The 23,279-nt window shown below is 35.6% G+C and carries 21 protein-coding genes; 11 read left to right on the forward strand and 10 right to left on the reverse strand.

Features of this window, described 5'->3' with window-relative positions; genetic code table 11:
* Nucleotides 1–5 precede the first annotated feature (5 nt).
* Genes ASG22_RS19770 through ASG22_RS19785 form a run of 4 tightly spaced genes read left to right on the forward strand, consistent with a single transcriptional unit; the run spans nucleotide 6 to nucleotide 8,774 of the window.
* The gene (locus ASG22_RS19770) at nucleotides 6–3,917 is read left to right on the forward strand and encodes a PAS domain S-box protein (RefSeq protein ID WP_055988327.1); all 3,912 of its coding nucleotides are present in this window, start codon (nucleotides 6–8) and stop codon (nucleotides 3,915–3,917) included.
* A gap of 11 nt (nucleotides 3,918–3,928) precedes the next feature.
* A complete protein-coding gene (locus tag ASG22_RS19775) occupies nucleotides 3,929–4,285 on the forward strand; it encodes a response regulator transcription factor (RefSeq protein WP_055988329.1) in 357 nt (118 codons plus the stop codon).
* A gap of 5 nt (nucleotides 4,286–4,290) precedes the next feature.
* Complete coding sequence (locus tag ASG22_RS19780; protein WP_131726222.1) at nucleotides 4,291–5,355, forward strand: hypothetical protein; 1,065 nt, start codon at nucleotides 4,291–4,293, stop codon at nucleotides 5,353–5,355.
* Entirely contained in the window at nucleotides 5,349–8,774 is a 3,426-nt protein-coding gene (locus ASG22_RS19785) for a sulfatase-like hydrolase/transferase (RefSeq protein WP_055988332.1), read from the forward strand. Before ASG22_RS19780 ends, ASG22_RS19785 begins: the two co-directional genes overlap by 7 nt.
* A gap of 5 nt (nucleotides 8,775–8,779) precedes the next feature.
* Here the strand turns inward: ASG22_RS19785 and ASG22_RS19790 are convergent, their stop codons facing one another.
* The gene (locus tag ASG22_RS19790; protein ID WP_055988334.1) at nucleotides 8,780–10,009 is read right to left on the reverse strand and encodes a YaiO family outer membrane beta-barrel protein; all 1,230 of its coding nucleotides are present in this window, start codon (nucleotides 10,007–10,009) and stop codon (nucleotides 8,780–8,782) included.
* A gap of 417 nt (nucleotides 10,010–10,426) precedes the next feature.
* On the opposite strand from ASG22_RS19790, the gene ASG22_RS19795 reads away from it, so the two are divergent.
* From ASG22_RS19795 to ASG22_RS19815, 6 genes are all read left to right on the forward strand, one after another.
* The gene (locus ASG22_RS19795; RefSeq protein WP_055988337.1) at nucleotides 10,427–10,627 is read left to right on the forward strand and encodes a hypothetical protein; all 201 of its coding nucleotides are present in this window, start codon (nucleotides 10,427–10,429) and stop codon (nucleotides 10,625–10,627) included.
* Nucleotides 10,624–11,070 carry a hypothetical protein gene (locus ASG22_RS19800; RefSeq protein WP_055988339.1) on the forward strand — a complete coding sequence of 149 codons (447 nt, stop codon included), beginning with the start codon at nucleotides 10,624–10,626 and terminating at the stop codon, nucleotides 11,068–11,070. Before ASG22_RS19795 ends, ASG22_RS19800 begins: the two co-directional genes overlap by 4 nt.
* A gap of 266 nt (nucleotides 11,071–11,336) precedes the next feature.
* Nucleotides 11,337–11,564 (forward strand): T9SS type A sorting domain-containing protein, encoded by a 228-nt coding sequence (locus ASG22_RS19805; protein WP_262483963.1) that lies wholly within the window; start codon nucleotides 11,337–11,339, stop codon nucleotides 11,562–11,564.
* 143 nt (nucleotides 11,565–11,707) lie between these two features.
* Entirely contained in the window at nucleotides 11,708–12,145 is a 438-nt protein-coding gene (locus ASG22_RS19810; protein ID WP_131726223.1) for a hypothetical protein, read from the forward strand.
* The gene (locus ASG22_RS21515) at nucleotides 12,093–12,326 is read left to right on the forward strand and encodes a SpvB/TcaC N-terminal domain-containing protein (protein WP_117590813.1); all 234 of its coding nucleotides are present in this window, start codon (nucleotides 12,093–12,095) and stop codon (nucleotides 12,324–12,326) included. The genes ASG22_RS19810 and ASG22_RS21515 overlap by 53 nt, the downstream gene beginning before the upstream one ends.
* The gene (locus ASG22_RS19815) at nucleotides 12,266–13,270 is read left to right on the forward strand and encodes a SpvB/TcaC N-terminal domain-containing protein (RefSeq protein WP_055988345.1); all 1,005 of its coding nucleotides are present in this window, start codon (nucleotides 12,266–12,268) and stop codon (nucleotides 13,268–13,270) included. Before ASG22_RS21515 ends, ASG22_RS19815 begins: the two co-directional genes overlap by 61 nt.
* A 135-nt stretch (nucleotides 13,271–13,405) precedes the next feature.
* Here the strand turns inward: ASG22_RS19815 and ASG22_RS21520 are convergent, their stop codons facing one another.
* On the reverse strand, nucleotides 13,406–13,540 hold the full coding sequence (locus ASG22_RS21520) for a hypothetical protein (protein WP_317038863.1): 135 nt from the start codon (nucleotides 13,538–13,540) through the stop codon (nucleotides 13,406–13,408).
* Nucleotides 13,525–13,701, reverse strand: coding sequence for an SDR family NAD(P)-dependent oxidoreductase (locus tag ASG22_RS21525; protein WP_317038862.1), 177 nt, complete (start codon nucleotides 13,699–13,701; stop codon nucleotides 13,525–13,527). Before ASG22_RS21525 ends, ASG22_RS21520 begins: the two co-directional genes overlap by 16 nt.
* Before the next feature lie 129 nt (nucleotides 13,702–13,830).
* Between ASG22_RS21525 and ASG22_RS19820 the strand changes: the two genes are divergently transcribed.
* Nucleotides 13,831–14,214 (forward strand): winged helix-turn-helix transcriptional regulator, encoded by a 384-nt coding sequence (locus ASG22_RS19820; RefSeq protein ID WP_055988347.1) that lies wholly within the window; start codon nucleotides 13,831–13,833, stop codon nucleotides 14,212–14,214.
* A gap of 88 nt (nucleotides 14,215–14,302) precedes the next feature.
* Here ASG22_RS19820 and ASG22_RS19825 read toward each other — a convergent pair whose 3' ends face one another.
* The 7 genes from ASG22_RS19825 to ASG22_RS19855 all read right to left on the reverse strand — a co-directional run bounded on the left by ASG22_RS19825 (nucleotide 14,303) and on the right by ASG22_RS19855 (nucleotide 23,183).
* Complete coding sequence (locus ASG22_RS19825) at nucleotides 14,303–14,950, reverse strand: response regulator transcription factor (RefSeq protein WP_055988349.1); 648 nt, start codon at nucleotides 14,948–14,950, stop codon at nucleotides 14,303–14,305.
* Nucleotides 14,947–15,681 carry a sensor histidine kinase gene (locus ASG22_RS19830; RefSeq protein ID WP_055988351.1) on the reverse strand — a complete coding sequence of 245 codons (735 nt, stop codon included), beginning with the start codon at nucleotides 15,679–15,681 and terminating at the stop codon, nucleotides 14,947–14,949. Before ASG22_RS19830 ends, ASG22_RS19825 begins: the two co-directional genes overlap by 4 nt.
* Before the next feature lie 621 nt (nucleotides 15,682–16,302).
* Nucleotides 16,303–17,739: a hypothetical protein gene (locus ASG22_RS19835; RefSeq protein ID WP_055988353.1), complete on the reverse strand. Its 1,437-nt coding sequence runs from the start codon at nucleotides 17,737–17,739 to the stop codon at nucleotides 16,303–16,305.
* Nucleotides 17,740–17,749: 10 nt separating this feature from the next.
* Nucleotides 17,750–20,554 (reverse strand): hypothetical protein, encoded by a 2,805-nt coding sequence (locus tag ASG22_RS19840; RefSeq protein WP_238586950.1) that lies wholly within the window; start codon nucleotides 20,552–20,554, stop codon nucleotides 17,750–17,752.
* Between the two features lie 10 nt (nucleotides 20,555–20,564).
* Nucleotides 20,565–21,365, reverse strand: coding sequence for a WxL protein peptidoglycan domain-containing protein (locus ASG22_RS19845; RefSeq protein WP_238586951.1), 801 nt, complete (start codon nucleotides 21,363–21,365; stop codon nucleotides 20,565–20,567).
* An 81-nt stretch (nucleotides 21,366–21,446) separates the two neighbouring features.
* The gene (locus ASG22_RS19850) at nucleotides 21,447–21,992 is read right to left on the reverse strand and encodes a hypothetical protein (protein ID WP_055988358.1); all 546 of its coding nucleotides are present in this window, start codon (nucleotides 21,990–21,992) and stop codon (nucleotides 21,447–21,449) included.
* 645 nt (nucleotides 21,993–22,637) lie between these two features.
* Entirely contained in the window at nucleotides 22,638–23,183 is a 546-nt protein-coding gene (locus ASG22_RS19855) for a hypothetical protein (protein WP_055988360.1), read from the reverse strand.
* Nucleotides 23,184–23,279 lie beyond the last annotated feature (96 nt).

Below are 23,279 nucleotides of genomic sequence, written 5' to 3' on the forward strand. Positions count from 1 at the left end.
CTAATATGATGAATAATATCATTCCTGATAATGAGATAGGAAGATTGAAAAAATTAGAATTTTTTGATCTCCTGAATTTAGGCAAAGATCCTCAATTTGATGTTTTTGCAGAGACTGCATGTCTTATTGCCGATTGTCCTGCTTCCTTAATTGCGATCATGGAAAGTGAGACGCAGACTATCCAAAGTTGTATAGGTCTGGAGATTGATTCTGTAGAGCGCGAGAATACGGTTTGCCAGTATTCAATAGCAAGCGGAGAGGTTGTGATTATTAATGATACCCTTTTGGATGACAGATCCCGGAATAATCCATTAATTTTGGAAGGAGGGATACGATTTTATGTAGGTATACCATTTGTTGACGACGAGGGTTTTGCGCTAGGCACAATCTGTGTGATTGATTATAAGCCCAGAACGATAACAGACAGTCAGATTACAGCACTCAAAAAGCTTGCAGATGTTATTTCTAACCTTCTAACGACAAAGAGAAAGATAATATATGCAGAATATTTTCAGCAGCTCTTCAATATATCCAATAATCTGATCTGTGTTTTGGATGACGAATTGAAGTTCAAAGATTTCAATCCGGTCGTCGAAAAAATCTTCTCATTAAAGAAAGAAGAAGCAATTGGGCTTGGTTTCAACCAGGTTTTCGGTGAAGAAAATAAGGACGAACTTCTAAAACTTAAAGATTTTAAGAGTGCTCACGAAATATCTTTTACTACTTCTACAGTAATTGAAGACGGCAGTTCTGTGATTGTAGAATGGGTGTTGAAACCCAATCAGGAACTTTCTGAAATTTTCTGTTTCGGAATCAATATCACTTCACAGACGGAGGAAAAAAGTCAGTTGGAAAGCTCAGAGAGACGCTTTAGAAGTTTTTTTGAAAATGCTATCGGTTTGATGAGTATGCACGATATGGAAGGTAATATTCTTGCTGTCAATGAAAAAGGTAGAGAAACGCTGCACTATTCTGTAGATGAAGTGAAAAATTTAAATCTTAGAGATCTTGTTCCTGAGCATAATTGGCCTTCTTTAAATCAATATCTTGATCGGATTAATAAAAATAAGGAAGACATCGGAACCATGATTCTGAAGGCAAAAAATGGCGTAGAGCAGGTCTGGATGTATCACAACCTGGTCGAGATAGATAAAGAAGGAAAACCTTATACAGTAAGTACAGCGTTGAATGTCACTGAAAGAATGGCTTTAGAGAAAGACCTGATTCATACAAAAAAAATGCTGGAAGAGACAAGTTCTGTAGCTCAAGTAGGTGGTTGGGAAGTAAATTTGAAAAAAAATACCGTATTATGGTCGCAAAGTACAAAAGAAATTCATAAGATAAGTCACGACTTTCAGCCTGATTTCGAAAATGCCATTGGTTTTTATAAAGAAGATAGCAGAGAAAGAGTTAAATTCTTATTCAATAGAGCAATAACAGAAGGAATTCCATATGATGATGAATTTCAACTAGTTCGTAATGATGGAGTTACAATCTGGGTAAGGGTAAAAGCAATTCCGGAGTTTGAAAATGGTGTTTGCAGCAGGGTTTTCGGTATAATTCAGGATATTGATGTCTTCAAAAAAATGTTTCTTGATATTGCTAAAAAAGAAGCCATGATGCAATCTTTTGTAACATATGTTCCGGTTGCTGTGGCGATGTTTGATAAAGATCTTAATTATATTTCTGTAAGCAGCCGATGGAGAGAGGAATTCAAAATGGATGAGAAGGATATTATCGGAAAGAATCTTTTTGTTTTATCACCAAACATTCCTGAAGAAAGGAAAGAAATTTATCATGCTGCTTTGCAGGGCAAAACTTATATAAATGAAGATTTTGCGATCAATATTGATGGCAAAGAAGAAATTCAGCATTTCGATCTCAAGGTGGGTCCATGGTATCTTTCGGATAATGAAATCGGAGGGGTGATTGTATCTGTACAGGATATTACCAGTGCGGCACACACCAATGAAGAACTTAAAAATGCAAAAAAAATCGCTGATACCGCAAGTAGAGCAAAATCAGAATTTCTTGCAAATATGAGCCATGAAATCCGTACTCCTTTGAACGGGATTATAGGATTCTCAGATCTTCTTTTAAGAACCCCACTCAATGAGATTCAGACTCAATACCTTAATTATATTAATGAATCCGGAGAAAATCTTCTGAACATTATTAATGATATTCTGGATTTTTCTAAAATAGAATCCGGTAAAATGGATCTTTTGATTGAGAAAAGCGATGTTTACGACATGGTGAGCCAGGTTATTAATGTCATTCTGTATCAGTCTCAGAGAAAAAACATAGAGCTTCTTCTTAATATAGAGCCTGGGCTTCCGAAAACACTGTTACTTGATGAATCCAGATTAAAGCAAATTTTGATCAACCTTCTTGGTAATGCTGTTAAGTTTACGGAAAAAGGCGAAATTGAGCTGAAGGTAGAAAAACTCCGCATGGATGACAAAAACATTGTTCTGCGTTTTTCTGTAAGAGATACGGGAATAGGTATCCCTGTTGAAAAGCAGAAACATATTTTTGATGCCTTCACTCAGGAAAACAGTTCTATTAGCAAACGTTATGGCGGGACCGGTCTTGGTCTTACCATATCAAACAATATTCTGGGATACATGGGAAGTCATCTATCGTTGATCAGTACGCCTGAAAAAGGATCTGTATTTTTCTTCGATATTGAAATTCCTTATGAAATATCAGAATTGAGAGAAGAAGATCTTACTATAAAAAAAGTGCTTGTGGTGGATGATAATGAAGCAAACAGAATCATTCTTCAACACATGCTTACTTATAAAAATATAGAATCTACATTGGCAGCCAACGGAATGGAAGCCTTACAGATATTGCTTAAAGGTGAACATTTTGATGCGATACTGATGGATTATCATATGCCGATAATTTCAGGTTTGGAAACCATTGCTAAGATCAGAGAGTTATTTAATGAACGGAATGAGACTTCACCTTTGGTCATTCTTCATACCTCTTCGGAGGAGCATGATGTTATTAATTCTTTCCGAAAAGAAGACAATTCTTATTTTCTCCTGAAGCCCATTAAGTCTGATGATCTTTATAAAACACTAAGACGTGTGGCACAGAATAACATAATAGAAGTTGCAGCTCCGGAACATTCTGAAAAAGAACATTTTTCTTTTATGAAAGAGCTTGAAATCCTCTTGGTAGATGATAATCCGGTGAATATGGTTCTGAATAACAGGATGATGAAATCACTTACACCCGATGCAAATTTAACAGAAGTTGTAAATGGTCTTGAAGCGCTGGAAGCGTGTAAGAAAAAAGATTTTTCTATTATTCTGATGGACGTACAGATGCCTGTAATGAACGGTATTGAAGCTACACAGCAGATTCGTCTGTTACCGGGATATAAAAATGTTCCTATTATTGGTGTGACGGCCGGAAATGTGTTGGGGGAAAAAGAAAAATGTTTAGAATCAGGGATGAATGATTTCCTTCCAAAACCTCTGAGACAGACAGATCTTTCAGAAATGCTCAAAAAGTATATTGCTGTTAAAGATGATAACGAAGCTGACATAAATTCAGATGTTAAAACAGTAACAGATAATTACATCAATATGGATATGCTGAATGAGCAGATTGGTGGTGATGACGACTTCAAAGAAATATTTTTAAACCTTGTGATTAACGAGCTTATCCAAACACAGGATAATATTGGGACTGCTGTGGTAGTAAAAGATGCAGTCGATGCCAAAATAATCCTTCATAAGCTTAAAGGCACTGCCGGAACTGCTGGTCTTTTCAGACTTTCGGAATGTGCATTGAAATGGGAGAAAAAAGCTGATGAAAATATAGATTTTTCAGCCATGGAAAAAGAAATCAAAGAAGAAATAACAATAGGATTGGATATAATAAAAAGGTTAATACAATAAAACTAAAAGCTATGTTAATTTTGATCGCCGAAGACGACGAACTGATTCTCAAAACAATTGAGCATAAGTTATTAAAAGAAGGGCATGAAGTTATTTTAACCCGCAATGGTAAAGAAGCCATCGAAACCTTAAAAGAACAGGATGTTGATTTGGCTATTACCGACATCATGATGCCGTTTGCTTCAGGAATTGAAATTCTTTCTGCCATACAATCTATGGGAAAACAAATTCCGGTCATTATGCTTTCTAGTATGGGGCAGGAAGAGGTAGTGCTAAACGCTTTTGATCTCGGGGCTTCAGATTTTATTGTAAAACCCTTCAGTCCTAATGAATTGATGTTGAGAATTAAAAGATTCATACCTAAATAGAATATATGCTAATTTCTTCAGTACATTTTCTTTTTATTGTCTTTATTGTAATGCTGTCACTGGTAATGGCATTGGTCATTGTTGTGCTTCTTTATAATTTTATTGAATATAAAGAATCTGCCCGAGCAACAGCCTGGTCCGGTATTATTGATAAAAAAATATCTGAAGTTATTGTTTTTGCAGATGAAGAAATACCGGTCGATTCACAATTTAATATCTTAGTCACAATAAAATCTTTCAGAACACTTTTTCTTCAAAGATTGGTCGACTCAGAAAAAAAGTTTTCGGGCGCTGCAAAAAATAAAATTAGAAATTTATTTAAAGAATATAATCTAAGTGACGTTGCGATTCGCAAACTCAATCAGAAAAAAATAAATCTTATAGCCCAGGGAATACGCGAGCTTGCAGTAATGGATCAGGAAGAGGCTGTACCCATGATCTCTTTGTTTTTGTCTCATCCTTCTCATCAGGTTTATCAGGAGGCTCAATATGCGATGGTAAGACTTAAAGGCTTTGATGGGTTACATTTCTTAGACACTTTTTCATCTAAGATATCAGAATGGCAGCAGCTTCAATTGCTTCTTTCGATTTCTTCTTTACCGGTAGATTCCGATATTACCATTGAAAGATGGATGGGAAGTGCCAATGATTCAGTGGTTATTTTTACGCTTAAATTAATAAAAAAGTTTCAGCTCCTTTCTTTTTATTCTAAAATTACAGAATTATTCAATACATCTTCTGATGAGATAAAAGTAAAAGGCATACAGACCTTAATGTCACTTGATAATCCTGAAACAGTAGCATATCTTTCCACAATATATAAAGATCAGCCTGAAGAAGTACGTATTGAAATTCTACGCGTTATAAAGGTTTCAAAAGACAATTCCTGTACAGGTTTACTCAAGCATGAACTTTTGGAAGGCAATACTTCAGGTATAAAAGTAAATGCGGCTCAGGGTCTTTATTCTTTGGGGCACCAGGGCTATTTATCTGAACTTGCCAGACGGGAAGATTTGTCGGAAGAATTAATTCAAATTGTTAAATACGCATTGCAGGAAAAAGTATGTTAGAATTTTCACACATTGTCTATGAAACTGTTATTTGGCTTTATTTATTGTATGGAGCTGCCGTGGCGATTATTTATGGCTGGATAGGCATTTACGCATTCGGAGCTGTCTTACGATATAAAAAAGAAAATGTATTTACAGATTACAGCATCATTGCTGCTAATCCCGATGCTCCGGTTTTCAGCCTTCTTGCTCCGGCGTATAATGAAGGAATGACTATTGTGGAAAACGTTAGATCTCTGCTGTCTCTTTATTATCATAATCTTGAGATCATCATCATTAATGATGGAAGCAAAGATGATTCTATGCAAAAACTGATCGAAGCCTATGATCTGGAATGTGTCTCTTATTTTGTACAGGGTAAAATTGAGACCAACAAAATCAGAGGAATTTATAAAAGTAAAAATCCGGCTTTCAAAAAACTTATTTGCGTTGATAAGGAAAATGGAGGGAAGGCAGATGCATTAAATGTAGGAATCAATGTTTCTTCCGGAGATTATCTCGTGTGTATTGATGTAGACTGTATTCTTGAGCAGGATGCAATTCTTAAACTGGCAAAACCCTTTTTGGAGCAGACAGATAAGAAAATTATTGCCTGTGGAGGGGTTATCCGTCTTGCGAACAACTGTGTTATTGAAGATGGAAAAGTGGTAAGCGTAAATATGCCGAAAACGTTATTGGGAAGAACGCAGGCATTAGAATACATCAGAGCTTTTGTACTGGGAAGAATGGCATGGTCGCGTGCTTCAGGATTGATCCTGATCTCGGGAGCATTTGGTGTTTTCGACCGAAAAATAGTGCTGAAATGTGGCGGTTATGATAAAAATACTGTAGGTGAAGACATGGAGCTTGTGGTAAGAATGAGACGGTACATGGAAGAGCGCAAAGAACCTTACGAAGTCATTACGATTCCTGATCCGCTTTGCTGGACAGAAGTTCCGGAAACAAAAGACATTCTGAAAAAACAAAGGAACCGCTGGATGCGCGGAACGATAGAAACACTCTGGAAGCATCGCAAGCTGATGTTGAATCCTAAATACAAGAAACTTGGAATGGTAAGCATTCCTTACTGGTTCTTTTTCGAATTTTTGGGTCCATTAGTAGAATTTTCAGGTTACATTGTTTTTATTATTTTTCTTATTCTTGGTATCATCAATTGGTCTTTCTTCTTAATTTTATTGGCACTGGTACTTTCTATGGGATTCCTGTATTCTGTTTACGGAATTTTGGTAGATATGGTAAGTCATCAGGTTTATAGCAAAAGAAAAGATTTTTTGTCTTTAATAGTCACTGCTTTTTCGGAGCCTTTTTACTTTCATCCGATTACCGTTAGGGCAGGAGTGAGTGGATTTATTGATTATTTTAAAAAGTCGCATGGCTGGGGTGAGATGACGAGACAGGGCTTCAGCCAGAATACAAAAAATTTACCTTTAAAAGAAAAAATCTGGGCAATTCTGAAAAATGGTCTCAGGAAATGGGGTGCTTTTGCTGCCGTATTCAGTATTCTTTTTCTTTTGGGAATTACTGCAGAGTGGCTCTGGTATCGGTTTGTCTTTACACAAGTGGATTCATCTGCTATCGTTGGATCGCTTTTTCTGGATAATGTAGTATTTATATTTGAATTGATGTTTGGGTTTGGTATCATATATCTTATACTAAATTTCATTAAAGAAAGTTGGGCAAAAACATTAGCAGTAATTAGCTGTGGGTTAGTTGTTGTCATACAATATTTGCTGTTTCTGTATTTTTCGGAATCGGGAAATTTACTTGGCGCAGATCTTATATATTACAGCAAGCCAGAATTAAAACAAATCCTACAGGCGAGCGGAATGCTTACTTTTCAAAATTATGCATTACTGGCAATTTTATTGGCTGTGTCGCTAATTCCTTTATTTATGTCGGGGCGCTCAGGTTTCAAATCTATTTATCCGGGAATTGGCTTTTTAACAATAGGCTTGATCGCTTTTTTTGTTCCAGTAGATATTTTAGGATTTAATAATTTAAATGAATTCAATCAAAATGCTGCCAAAAGTAAATGGGGATATTTCTTTAAAGCCAACGAAGAAAATTTTATCAGCGATCATCCTGAAATTACAGATCTGATCAATAATGATAATGAAATGGTATTAAATAAGAATATGCTTAACGACGAATATCCTTTTTGGAGAAAAGAAGATACACCAGACTTTCTGGGACAGTATTTAAATAAATCTGATGAGATTCCTAATCTGGTATTTGTTGTTTTGGAAGGTTTTGGTCATGCTTATACATCTCCAAAAGGGTATATTGGGAATTTCACACCTTTTCTTGATTCCCTTTCTCATAAAAGTCTTTTTTGGGAAAATAGTTTGAGCTCTGCCGGCAGAACTTTTGCAGCATTACCTTCACTTACAGGATCTTTACCTTTTGGAAAAAATGGTTTTCTGGAAATTAAAGAAACTCCTGATCATTTTAATCTTTTCAATGTATTAAAATCGAATGGGTTCGAAACCGGGTTTTATTATGGCGGAAATCTTATTTTTGATGGATACAGAGAATATCTGGAATACAATAAAGTAAATAATATTGTTGATATAGGTTCGTATGGTGCTTCTTATCGCAAACTTCCTGTCAATGACGATAATGAAAGCTGGGGCTATGAAGATCAGGCAGTCTTCAAAAAAGTGCTTGAAAAACAAAAGGTTCAGACGCAACCTTATTTTAACATGATTCTCACACTTTCTACGCATCATCCTTTTTTAATAAATAATAAAGATTATTATGAAAAGATATACAATGAGAAATTAAAATCAAATGCTTTGACCACCGAACAAAAAAAATGGGCGGTAGAATACAAAAAACAACTAGTCTCGGTTTTAAATGCGGATGATGCTTTGAAACATTTTTTTGAAAATTATAGTAAAAGACCGGATTTTGCCAAAACTATTTTCTTCATCACAGGAGATCACAGTATGCCGGAGATTCTTCTTCAGTCTAAAATAGACAGATTCCACGTACCGATGATGATTTATTCGCCTCTGTTGAATGAGTCGAAAAGATTCCAGAAAACAATGAGTCACTTTGATATTGCTCCTTCCATTTTGGCATATTACCGCAAAAATTACAATCTACACACTCCGTCTACTGTAACGTGGGTAGGTAAAGGTCTTGCTCCGGATTCCGAGATCAGTAAAAGTGATATTCCGATCATGCAGAGTAAGAGTCTGTTAACAGATTTTGTCTCAGAAAAGTATTATTTACATAATGGAAATCTTTTCATACTCAATAATTCTGAAGAAGACATACTCAATAATTCTGAGATTTTCAAAAAGGTAAACGGTCGTTTTGATCAGTTTAAAAGAATGAATTCTAAATTTTATCAGACTAAAAAACTGATACCTGATTCTGTATTCACCAATTTTATGAAAAAAGCAGTCAAATAAATGGATTAAAACGTTCGGGTGTATCCTAATGTAATGTCAAATTGATTTCCTTTTTCATTAGGTCGATATTCCTGATTATAATACATTGTACCAATTGAAAACAGATTTCTTTTCATAGAGAAATTATATTCACCGCCTATTTTAAAGGTTTTTAACTTAAAAGTTTCATTTTCCAGAAGGTTGTTGCGGGATTCTTCTGGACTAATTCCCGTACCAATCTGGAATGCAAAATAATCCTGCGCACTTTTTGTGTAATAACGTACTGTGCCCGTATAAGAATGAGAAATATTTTTATTGCCGGGTGTAAGGTAAGTTCGGATATTAAACCAGAAGTTTTTATAATATTTTCCTATTGAGGCCGTATACATCCAGATATTATTGCTGAAATAAAGCTGCCTGTAACCAATTTCTGCCTCAAAGCTATGCGGAAGATTTGCATTCAAAGAAACGCCGGTACGGTACTTTGGAAAAATACCGACATCATTAGAATATGCCCCTCCTACATAAAGATAAAATGTATTTGATAGCCTGGGATAAGCTTCCAGTTCTATCTGTGTACCGTTTTCGGCAAATTTATTCGCATAATTTGCTCTTAAGATAAAAGATCCTATTGAGGTTACCCTTTTATAACCTACACCTACGATATGCCAATCATCGGTAAACTGTTTATCAAAATGAGAGTAATTGTAGGTAATGTTTATGGCATTTTTGGAGGTGAGATCATTAATTTTCACAGCTAGACTATTGGCTTCTGTATTTTTTGGATTAATGGCTAAAAGATTTTTGATCGCTTTTTCAGCTTCTGCATAATCCTTATTGGCATAATAGGCTTTTGCTTTTAAAAGCCAGAGCGCTTCAGACTGAGGTTGATAGATAAGTCCTTTGTCAATAATTTGTACAGCCTTCATATTGTCATCGTTCCAGTATTCCAAGGAAGCATATGCAATGAAATAATCTTCATCCTGAACATTTCTATTAGATAGTTGTTCGAAAATAGCTCTGGCTTCAGCGGTATTTTTGGTCCAAGTGTATAATCTCCCTAAAAAAACAGATATATCTGTGTAATTGGGAGCTTTTTCCAATGCCTGTTTTGCAATCTCAATAGATTTGGAATAATCTTTTTCTTCGAAGGCTGTTGTTCTGGCTTTTGCGAATAGCTCGTCCGCCGAAAGTTCCTGGCTGTAAGCCTGAAATGGAAGTAATAGTAATAATAAAAATCCAAAATTTTTTCTCATTGAAATTAGCTGAATGATATCAAAACAAATATATTGAACTTTTGTAAATTTAAAAGATATTATTCCTGATATTATAAGGTATTTATAAAAATAATTAAGATAGTTATGTATTTAAATGTATCGTATATTTAATTGTTTTTCAGTCGTACAAGCCATAAAATTGATTTTTACATCAATTATATTATTAAACAAATTTATTGATAAATAGTAATGAAAAGAATAGCATAGCAAGTATTCTTATTTTTAAATTAACAAAATTTAACGTTTCAAGTGTTTTTTTTCTTGATTTACTTCTCGGGAAGCTACAAGGTGCAGGGATGAAAATCTATTAATTTTCATTGCGGCATTAAGGACAAGCTTGTTAAAAAATACATTAAATACAGCAAAAACAAGAGTCATACGCTAAGTCTGGTTCACATGTCAAAAGAAGACGAGCTGATCTGGAACAACATAGACAAAAATGTTTCTTTAAGAAATAATGTATATACCAAAGATAAAAATCTGAAAGAAATTGGCAAAAGGCCTAGTATCTTTTCTTATACAGCAATAGCTGATTCCAGGAACGAAAAAGCGGACAGTCTAAAGATCAAATTTGAAGATCAGAATCTTATGAAATGATTTTCCTGCCCAGAAAAGCCAAGGTGATGGATCTTAATAAAATTCATTCCTACCTTTCTATTAAGTACGGAATTTCTTTAGAAAAAGGAAAATACTACGAAAGTGATGGCAAAGTAATCTGGGATTCGGAAAGACATGCAGATTATAAATACCGTCCAACCGGATTAGGAAGAGATGATGGTAATGAACTTTATCAGAAACAATCATCTAATCAGGCAAATCCTTTTTTAGCAATCGGAATAAACGATATTAAAAGGACGAATTCTGAAAATCCCAGCATTATTGACAATCATAATTTTGTGATCTGGTCGGATGATAATAAAGCAATGTCTTTAAAAAATGAAAAAGGGTTGGAGATTTTAGAACGAAATTTGGAAATAAATTTCATTGGGAATAAAATTCCAAACGGATTACAGAGTGAGAATCACGAAAGAGTCTATTAATCCACGTTTACTTCCACTTTCATACTGGATGTTAATAAAGAAATACAACGGTGAGATTAAAAAAATTGGAGGAGTTGAAAATGAAAATTATGTTACTTTCAATAAAGTAGATTTTTAGATGCTTTTGACTCTACTGATCAAGCCCATTTTACTTTTGCAGTGGGTTTAAAAAATCAAAAAGTAAGTGATATTAATCCGCGTTCTAACTCAAACTCTGATAGCCAATATAATGAAAGGATCTTTCACTGGAAGTTACGAAAATTACTTTGTACCCAAATCCGGTGAAAAAAGATCAGAACTTTACGGTTACTTTCCCACTGATTGAAAATTTAATTATCTCCATATATGATGGTGGTGGTAGATTGATTGCACTGGATAAGGTGAGCGATAATGCAAGATCTTCTATCAATCATTTGCCAATTCAAAGTTCATACCTGATTAATCTAACCCAAAATGGGAAAATTATAAAAACATTCAAATTAATCGTCGATTAAAATATATCATGAAAATAAAAAATAAATGATTTCCTTTGACCAGGAAATCCTGTCTTCTATTGTTCTTTTTCGTATGTATGTTTGTGTTTGCAAGCTTTACAAGAGAAGATAGACAGAAGGTTCGGAAGTTTAAAAAAGATTTGATGAGTAAGCTGACCGATAAGAAAGAGGTAAATTCACTTAGTGAAGTTTCAAATGAGAAATCTTCTGAAAAATATTTTACTGCAAACAATGAGAAGAAATATTCTCAGGATATTTTATCAAAAAATAATCCTTTCCATATAGGGAACGGAGATGCAGAATTATCTGAAATTAATAGTAAAATTTCAAATAATATTATTTCTTATCCATCGAGAGAAAAAGAAGGTACAATCGGTACTTTTTCGGAAGAAGAGGAAGATAAAATCTCCGACAACTTTTTCACAATTGATGTTCCAATAGTGAATAAAGAAAATACAGTTGCCTATTTGGAATACAATCTTTTTGGTTTGGATTCTCATCAGTCCGTTCCAAGATCAATCAATCATAATGTGGCAATTGGTTGGCGGATTACAACCTTCATTATCCATTGGCTACAGTAGTGGAGGAAGCAATGGATGGATGGGAGAAGGCTGGGATGTACAAGGAGTTTCTGCCATAACCATTGATACAAGATGGGGAGCACCGCAGTTTGATGGTCTACTGAGACAGAACTGTATACAATGGATGGAGAAATGCTGGTGTATCCTAACAATTATCTTCCCCACAGACATAATGATGTAAGTGAAACAAGTACGACTATTACGACTGATAAGCAACCCCGTTCGTCATTTGCAACCAATGGGATCAAGAAGTTTTATCTTAGAAAAAATCATGACTTTTCCATCATCGAAAGAATTGGAGATAACCCAAATAATTATTCATGGAAAGTTACCTCTACTGATGGAACAAAAAGTTATTATGGAGGAGGAGATGCTTTTGTGATCAAAAATTCAAGCGATCAAATTGTACACTGGGCTTTAAGGAGAATTGAAGATGTTCATGGCAACTCAATGAACTTTACGTATTATTATTCACAGGTAAATTTTGGAACCAATAATAACAATAGTAACTTAAATGGTGGGATTTATTTCCATATTAAACAAATTTCTTACGGGAAGAATGGCGATTATACAGTAAACTTTAATACGGAAGCAGGTCTTAGCAGAACCGATCTCAGTATCAATGGAAAACAAGGCGTAAAAAGAGTAGAACCTTATCTTCTGAAAAATGTTACGGTAAACTACCAGGGAGAATTTATTCGTACATATAAGATGGAGTACGAAACAGGGCAGTTCTCAAAAACAAGATTAAAGAGATTGTATCTTGAAGGAGGGCAGGAGAATACTAAGTACTACACCTTGGGAGATTATAATTTTGATTATTATGATGATGTAGCAGATGGATCAATCTATGGGCCTAACACTACAATTCAGGTTAATAATTCAAAGAATGTTTTTTGGGGGCTGGTTCAAGGACTTTTAACGCCTTCAAGAATCAGCGAGAACGGTGCAACTGAGACTGGATTTAACTTTAGGGCAGCAGCTGGATTGAATTTATATTATCCTTCCAATATTATGTTTGGTCTTCCATTTGGTTTCTCCAACACTGAGGCTAAAACAATGCAGCAGCTCATTAATTTCAATGGTGACGGCATCCTCAGGGGAAAGGTATACTTTGTCTTATGATTATGATGCGCAGACTAGTAAATATATTTCGAGTGTGACAAACAGTTTTGGTATAACTTCTACAGCAGAATATTTCCCGAAATTTGATACAATCAAAAAAAATGTAGACATGACCGGAAATAGTATGGAATATACTTACGAGTTGTAATTCATCAAAAACGACACTGAAGAACCCAGATTATTAACTAGGATGTCTAACCTTCCAAATGTTGACAATACCTCAGTGACAACTTTTTTTGCACCTTCAATCTGACTTAAATCAGCAGATATGAAATGTAAATTGTCTTTTCCGGTAGATTTCTTGCGGTAATAATAACGGTTGCGCCCGCTTGTAAAAGTCTTTCTGCAATCGCTTTACCGGCTCCTTTTGTACCTCCTGTTACCAATGCAATCTTGCCAGATAATTCATTGTTGAAATTAAATTGTTCCATTTTTTTATAATTGTTTATAGGACAAAATTGGAGTATAAAAACAGTTTATACAAGTACGGAATTACGATTCATATAGGGATAAATTATTCCCCTATTGTACAAATCGGAACATAGGATTAATTTTACAGTATGTATGAGAGAAAAATAATACCGAATTTAAATTGCGGTCTTGATCTGATCGGAGAAGTCCTTTATGGCAAATGGAAGATACGTTTGCTTTGGTTTATTCATCAGGGACATAAAAGACCAAGTGAATTGCAGCGCAAGATACCGGATGCATCACGAAGGGTTTTAAATATTCAGCTTAAAGAAATGGAGGAACATGAACTTGTTTCAAAGATTATTTATCCGGTTGTTCCGCCAAAAGTAGAATATTCACTAACTGAGTTTGGTGAAAGTTTAATTCCTTTAGTAGGTGCTTTAGGACAATGGGCGGATCAACATGAGGATCGGTTGAGAATGTTGATTATGAAAAGAATTCAAGGATCTCCTGATATAGAGAATTTTAGCTAAATTAATCTCACAAACGCTAGATTGGCTCAAACTTGCAGAAAACCTCTTGAAGAAGAAATTTTGGAACTCAAACAACACAAATAGATGTTTACTGATTATACAGCCTAAGAATCTCTACCAATTCGGGTACAGATCGTATTTTTAGTTTCTCAAAAAGTCTGTTTTTATAAGTGCTGATTGTCGATGAATGGAGATTCAGTTGATTAGAAATTTCTTTGATGGGAAGACCTTCTGCAAGCTTATTGGCAATTTGCAATTCGCGGTCTGATAGTGTTTCAAAGGAAGAATTTTTTGCCGCACCAGTCAATGATTCTAAAAACATCGCTTCTTTTACATTATCACTGACATATCGACCCTTGTTGATCATCGTCATTAAAGCAGTCTCAATCACTTCAGTGGAGCTTTGCTTGCTTAGATAGCCTCCAGCACCCATTTTTAGGTAACGTATCCCATACAGCTCTTCATCCTGTGAAGAAAATATTAGAATTTTTAATTCAGGTTGGTGAATTTTTATGTAATCTATTGCTTCCTGAACAGAACCATTAGGCATATTAACGTCCATAATAGCCAGATCCAATTCTTCTTTCAGAATTACTTTGTACAGCGATTTATAATCCTCTACTTCTGAAATTATGGCATCAGGTTGGAGGCGTTTAATGGTTTGTACTAATCCCATCCGGACGATACTGTGATCGTCTGCTACAATAATACGAACGTTTACTTTTAAACCCATCATTCTATTAATTTATTTAAAAAAAGGGAAACCTTGGTGCCTTTATTTTCAGCGGAAGTGATTTGTATGTTTCCATGCATCAAGGATACAAAATTTTTAACAATTTTCAAACTTAATCCAACTCCTTTCTCACCAGAAGTTCCCTGGAATATCGGGTTATCATAATTGAAGATCGCAGATACATATTTTTCAGCCATTCCTGTTCCAAAATCGATGACAGAAAGTATGATCTGATCACCTTCTATAGCTTCCTGCAGGTAGATATCTTGCCTAGGCGAAGAGTATTTCACCGCATTATTAAAAATTTTGTCTAAAACATATTCGAGCAACAAGCGATCCGTTGTAAGAAATGCATTGGGATCTCCGTTAAAATGAAATTTAATGTTTTTTTCTTTTAGTTGAGCAGCATATTTTTCTTCGAAATGGTGAAAAAGATCAATCACCAGCATTTTCACAGGCTTAATTTTAAAGCCTCCGTATTGTGTTTTTAACCAAGAGGTGCTGTCCTGAATGGTTTGCAGATTCTTCCGGGCATCGCTTTTTACCTGCGGCAACAAGTTAAAAAAATCTTCCTCACTTATGGTCTTATCTTCCAGCGCTTCTATAAGCCACAGAAAATTTCCAAACATTTCTTTTGAATCATGAGACAATATCGAGATCAGCCCGTTCTTAAAACTGATTTCGTTTTCCAGTTTTTCTATTTTTAATTGTAGTTCGTTGATAAGGTCATTCATAAATTCTATATTAATACTTTAAAAATCTCGTCCAGTATTCTTAAAGCATAGCTTATTATTTATTTTTTCGATTTCCATGGCAAACCATTTTATAATCATACCACACAGGGTTTGCTTTAATAAAGGCTTGATTAAAAAGTCAGGTATTCCTGCTTGCAGAAATTTCTCTCTCCAACAAGAGTTCTTGCCGGAATGCAATAATAGGTATTTCGATACTTTTTTCCAAGACTCTTATTGCTTTGGTTGCATCCTGTAAATTAATATCATCGGAAAAACTGTACAAAACAATGCACGGCGCTACATGGGTGGCGTCGCAAATAGTATTTTTATTTTTCTAATGGTTTCAATGCCACTTATAATGGACATCTGATGATACATAACGATCACATCGAATTCAGACTTGTCCTGCTGAGGATAAATCTGATTGAGGGATGCATCATTGGAAGCGGGAACATAGATTTGACCTTCCCAGATAATCTTAGAAGCTGCGAAAATTAATCAATCAAAAAAGCATTGTCATATTTTTTCCGAATGCATTTAATTTATCGGTATAGTGCTATCCGGCGATTGGTTATTGTCATTAAAATGATCAATAACGAAGAGTTTTACGAGGAAGTATTGTTAAATTGCCGTAAAGCTATAATAAACATTAATAGAGTACGTAGTATTTTCCTTACCGACCAAGCTTTGAGCGCCCGCAGGTGGTATAGTGTATTTTATGTTCAACCCCCGGTCCAAAACTGGTGTTCCGTTAAAGAGTATTTTTTGGGGAGTTTTGGATAAGGGAGCGTTTACAGAACTTCCATCCACGCCAATTTGTAATATGTTGGAATTGATGTTGGTCTGAAGGCCGCCTTTCTTGAAATAATTTTCGTCAGATTTTACATAAAGCTCAAAACTTTCATTATTGGACAGAATAATTTGGTTTGGAATCGTTTGTGACTGACCATTGGTGTACTGGGCTGCTGTATTAAAATTAAAGTTTACATTTCGCCCGGAGCTGGGGATGGTGATCTCCGACAGAGGAAGCACCTTTACCTGAACAGCCGTATTTTGCGGACTGCTAATTGAGTTATCTGTACTTCTGGCATTGAAGTTCAATTCAAACGTATAAGTTCCGGCTTCAAAAAAAAGGTTTTTGAAATCTTCCGAAGACACATAAAGCTCTGGACTGAAGTTGTTTCTGTTTCCCGCTACAACACTGAAACTAGTAGCAGAAAAATTCTGAAAATCGGCAGATAAGGCTTTGGGCGTGAGTGTAGATCCATTACTACCCAATTTAATACTTGATATGTTTCTGGTTCCCGGCACTCCTTTAGAAGATGTGAACTGAATATTTGTTGCAGCAGCTTTCGCCCATAAATTAAAATCAACCGTATGTGCGATTTCCGCATTATCCAAATTCAATACCCGCGTACCTGTAATTCGGTAGTCATTTAAAGAAGATATTTCTATATATTTTGTTAAAGATGTTGTAAGCCATCTGACGGATGAAGGAATGACTAAAATTGTTTTAAAATTATATGGTGTGAAATCATTATAATTTTGACTGATATCCATGGAGTAATTCCCGGCCCGATAGGTATTAGCAGTAAACTGAGCAGCTGGTATTTTAAATGTAAAATTGATATTTCCCCGGTTAAATCCTCCTCCAAAAATAATGGACAAAGGCGGTTCAAACCATTTTATAGCACTTGTGCTGAACGACTGAAAACCTGGCAAAGAACCCGAATACCCAGTAGATGGCAACTGCCCGCCCATACTTTCTAACTGCCACAGAAGAGTGGAGCTGGGTAAAGTAGATGAGGAAGAAGAATGCGTAAAATTCGGTCCGGACACAGAGGTAAATGTAGGAGCTATTGGGAGTAATCCAAAAAAGGCATAATCCCAGTTTGTTCTGTTGGCGTTCGTCATTACCCTTGTAGGTACTGAGGTAAATTCACTTCTGTTAAAAATATTATTTTCAGGAATCGACAGGTATATATCCTGAGCTTTCATGCCTGTAGACCCGCAGAATACGGTAAAAATTCCTATTAAAAAAGCCTTCATCTTTTTCATACTTCTAAATTTAAAACTTTTTCACCTTAATGGTAGTGTCTTTCTTCTTATATTCAAAAACTACGGTTTTTGAATACCCTTCTTTTGTCACCTGAATAGTTTGTGTGGGTTGTGTATAGCTGTATTTGTCATTTTCAATATAGAGGTCGTATTTTCCATCTTTCAGGAAAAACTCAAACTCATTTTTTTGGTTAACCACAGCGGTATAGATCTTACCGTCTTCGCTTTTTGCATACACCACGATTCCGGTTACATCTGTTTCCAGATCATCGTAGGCTTGTTTAATCTCTGTTAATTTCCCACTTACCCTGATGTTTTTTACCAGACCTACTTTGCGGTTGATATTATTATTTACCATAATTACAGGATCTATCATCAACCGGGCTCCCGCACTTTCGTTCACCTTCAGGGTGTAAATACCTTCAGGCACATTCTGAAAAACTACTTTTCCGTTCTTATCTGTCAATGCAACAAAATTGTCCAGTTTCACTATTTCATTGGCAAGTACCGATTCACCAGTCTCCAGGAGCCCATTGAAATTTTTATCTTCAAATAGCTGGAACGTCACTTTGTGATTTCCAAGAGCCGTAGCTGCGGTAAAATATTTTTTAATCCCTATTCTGAACTGGTAATAACTGCCACTGCTTGTATAAGCAGCCGTAGATTTATAACCGGAAAAATTAAAATAACCTGTTGTGGACCAAGAAGGTGAAACTTTATATTCCAGATTACCGCTCACATTGCTGTTTAGGTTTTTATAAAGTTCCGAATAGGAAGTTCCGGCTGAAAAAGATCCTGTCAGATTATTATTCATCATCTGGAAATTATACGATGCATATACATTGTAGTTGGCAAAATTACGGTCTGTATTGTAATAAGAAGTTAAATCAAAGACATTCGTTGCATTCCATTGGGCTGTTCCGTTTAGGGAGAAGGATTTATACCTGTAAGACAATGTTGTTTTCAGACTGTTGAACCAATCAGCCCTGTCGTTCGCTTTTGAATAAGAATATTCTGCCGTCCAATTCAATCCATGAGCACCTAATGTAGCGCTTATGTTGGTCTCCAATCGGTAAGAAAAAAGTTCCTGCGATGTATAAAAATTGGCTGTTTTCTGTCTTTCAACTTTCGGAGCCAGTAGAAAATTCCACTTCTTTAAAGAAAACTGGTACCCTGATCCCAAAGCTTCTGTACTGTTGAAATAATAACGTAGATTTGCGGTATTCCCAGGCTGAATGGGCGTACTCTGGAAACTCAGGAATTCCGGGTCTACCTGCGAATTCTGATATTGTATAAAAGCACGCTGAGAATCAGAAAATTGGCGGCTGATCCGCTGATTTGAGATAAAAGATCCCCTTTTGATCCCTGCATAGCTTTTGGTAGCAAAGGAATTAATAGATTGTATATCCCATTTTCCTATTTTTCCCTCGTAATTGGCTCCCATTAAAGCTCCTGCGTTTTCATCTTTGTTCACAAGGCCTTTTTCGTTGCTTAGGCCCACCTCCGTGCGGATGGTGTGTTTATCGTTAATTAAGAATGATGTTGTTGCGTTCGCCACCTGCGTATCTGTGTTGAAGCGTGGATCATGGTCGAATATATAAGACACTTTTCCATTGAAAGATTTAGCATTCCCAAAACTATATTTTGCTCCCGCCATGGTAGATCCTTTTGTTTGTTGGAAATAAGTACCGTATAGGTTATAATTATTTTCCAGTGCAAGAATTTCAATCTGATTATTATTCTCACCAAATTTGGTAGAAACTTTCCCACCTCTTCCGAAAACCGGGTAATCGTAATCGTTACTATTAATATTTCCCAGTCGTAATACCGTATTTTTTCTCTCCAGTTCCAGCCAGGTGTCATATAGGTTATAACGACCGTCAAGATAGTAATCCGTACCCATATTGAAGCGCGATTTCAAATTATCGGTCACTCGAAACGCTGTGTTTCCCCTCAATTGAAGATAATTGAAACCCGAACTGTTTTCATTATAGCTTATTTCCGCAAAATTACTTCCGCTTGCTGTTTCGTTTCCTCTGGCAATTTGTCTGTTGTGCGATAAAATGACCAAGTAGAGCGTGTTGCTTCCTACGATTTTATTATCAAGCAGGTCTGTGACGGTTGCATTAATATTAAATTCCGGATAAAGCGTATTCTGTTTTCTGACCGCAACTTTGATCTCAACCGTTTGTTTTTCTAAACCTTCCAAAGATAGGGTTTGTTGTTTGGGCATCATTTCCAAACCATCAGGAATTGATTGCAAATCAATCTTAACGGTTCTTTTACTATAGCCTTGGTTTTCTATAGTCAGCAGAATTGAGGATTCGGGCACAGCAGGATTAATGAAATTTTCGTAAGCCGCCGTATAAATTGCGATGTTTTTGTTCTCGTCTTTCTCAACGAAGAACGAGGCACTTTCAGTTTTGGTGACCGTCGGAGTGGTGTACGAAACCTGGAATTGGATCTCATTAGATCTCAGTTTCATAAAATCCACATTGGCGATCAGTTTCACAGGAAGATTTTTAGACTGACCCGCAGCTAAGGTAAAGTCATTTTTTGGATAGAAAAGCAATCCCGGATATTTTTCTTCAGGGATAATATTCTGAATGGTAATCTCTTCTGAACTTTTATTCTCAATGATCAGGAAATTAGTAAAAGTAGAACCTTTTTCAACAGCGACCCTGTCATTTTCAAAATGGATTTGTATATCCTTCTTTTCCTGCGCAAAGGCCAACGAAAAGTGCAGAAGAGCCAATGCAAAAAATAAGATGGTTCTTCTTAGGATTGATATTGATATTCCATTCTGTGGTTTCAAGACTTAATTTTTAAAATTTAAAGTTTTTTTCGCCTACTCGTAAATCATTGGATTCTGCCATTTTGATAATAGCCACGCCAAGGAAGTTCCCTGAAATGTTCTCCGGTAAAGAAAATTGAACGGTCTGATTGGTATTGGGAAGCATGGAGATGGAAATTGCAGGTAATTTTATTTCCTTACCACTGTCTGTGTTGGTCAGTTCAAACTCAACGGTGGCATCATTAATGGTGTCTCCATCATTATGAATGCTTACTGCTACTTTCCTGTTTGCTGCATTCGCATTACTCACCTCTGCAATATTGGTAATATCCAGACTTTTTACATGGTTCCCCGGTGGAGTATAAAAGATGTGAAGTCCCACCTCAAATAAGGTGATAATACCAATACCATTCTGAATACGTGCCTTATCTGCCTGCTGAGGAAGTTGGGTAAAAAACAACATACTGTTTGTAACGGCAGACTTTGATGCGTTTGCAGGAATCTGCATGGTTACTGCAATCTCCTTTGTACTTTTCGCAGGAACTGTTACAGCGTTTTCTAAGGTGGACATCCAGGAAGCATTAGAAGTTTTTGAACTGCCTGCATCAAGATAAACCTTATTTCCGTCTTCTTCTCTAACCCAATCTTTATAATTGAGATTAAAAACATAATCCTTATCCGAGCTGTTTTGAAGCGTGACCGTCTGTGTCACTTTTTCTCCCGGATTACCAGTAAAAAACAGTCGTGTAGGCGACATAGAGATACTTTGTGCCATAATTGAAGAAGACCCTGTGACGATAAAGAAAACGAAAAGGTAAATAAACTTGCGCATGGTGTAAATTTGTTTAAAATAAAGATTCCTAAAACTACTGAAAACGTAACAAAAGGAACCTTTATTAATTAAAAAATTTTATTATAAAGCAGTCGCAGTATAAGTTACTGTTTGCGTGTAAGTTCCGGCCGGTTTACCTAAGATATCAGAAGATGATGATTTCGCTGCAGGGATTGTGTAGTCCAAATTCAGTGTTAATGCACTTCCTAATGGGGCATTTGATACTAAAGTCTGATCCGTTGCAGATAAAACAACAGCACTTTTTGTTCCACCCATAGTTCCTGAAGCTGTAGCGGCTTTTATCGTCAAAACATTGACAGGGATTAAGTTGGTGCTATTCATGAAATTAGCACCTCCTGCTTTTACTTTAACATTAAAGTTCTTCGTTGAAGTCACTTTTAAAGAGTTGGCTTTAGTGATTGTTTGATCAGAGTTATAATCCGCTGCAGTAGCATAGTTGAAATCAACCGTATTACCAATTGCTGTACTTCCTGCGTCGATAGAGATGACATCGTTCAGAGTAATGTTTACGGTTGTGGTAGCAGTAGTATTTTGAGCTTGTACATTGTTAGTTCCTAATATGGTTGCTCCAATAGTTAAGGCTGCGATTGCGATTAGTTTTTTCATGATAGTAAAATTTAATTTTTATTNTTTTGAGCTTGTACATTGTTAGTTCCTAATATGGTTGCTCCAATAGTTAAGGCTGCGATTGCGATTAGTTTTTTCATGATAGTAAAATTTAATTTTTATTTTTGTTTAATTGCTCTCTTTGAACACTACAAATCTACGGCAGCGATAAAAGTTTCTTTGTAGTGGAAAATGTAAGTTCATGTAGTAAAATAACTACACGGTTTATGTATTGGGTTTAAATAGAAAAGCCCTCAACACTTGAAAGTGTTGAGGGCTTATTATATAAATTGTTGCTCGTCTTATTATAAAGCAGTGGCGGTATACCTTACAGTTTGCGTGTAATTTTTTCTTTAGGTTTTCACAAAAAATATTTATCGGTTGGTAAATTTGTTATCATCATTTTTTGAGATTTGATAACTTTAAAAAAGATAGAAAATGGCTTAATAAATTTACTGAATGTTTGGCTGATGTATCAATTAAATTTAAATGTCCAAAAACATCGATTCTCCCTTACAGTTGATAGATACTTATTCCCGGATTTTAAATTTTCTCTATATCGGTATTAATATATACAAAATCAAAGGCCTCCCTTAGGAAGCCTTCGAACACCAAATCACAAAATATTAATATGAAAAAATTTTATTATAAAGCAGTCGCGGTATAAGTTACTGTTTGAGTGTAAGTTCCGGCCGGTTTACCTAAGATATCAGAAGATGATGATTTCGCTGCAGGGATTGTGTAATCTAAATTCAGTGTTAATGCACTTCCAAGCGGAGCATTTGATACTAAAGTCTGATCCGTTGCAGATAAAACAACAGCGCTTTTTGTTCCACCCATAGTTCCTGAAGCTGTAGCTGCTTTGATGGTCAGAACATTTACAGGGATCTGGTTTGTTCCATTCAGGAAATTAGCACCTCCCGCTTTTACTTTTACATTAAAATTCTTTGTTGAAGTCACTTTTAAAGAGTTGGCTTTAGTAATTGTTTGATCAGAGTTATAATCCGCTGCAGTAGCATAGTTAAAGTCAACCGTATTACCGATTGCAGTACTTCCTGCGTCGATAGATATTACATCGTTCAGGGTAATGTTTACGGTTGTGGTAGCGGTAGTGTTTTGAGCTTGTACATTGTTAGTTCCTAAGATGATAGCTCCGAAAGTTAATGCTGCGATTACAATTTGTTTTGTCATGATAATATTATTTTAATTGTTATTCTTGTTTAATTGTCCTCTTTTGACATTACAAATCTATGGCAGCGATAAAAGTTTCTTTGTAGTGGAAAATGG

The organism is Chryseobacterium sp. Leaf405 (assembly GCF_001425355.1).
Taxonomy (GTDB): domain Bacteria; phylum Bacteroidota; class Bacteroidia; order Flavobacteriales; family Weeksellaceae; genus Chryseobacterium.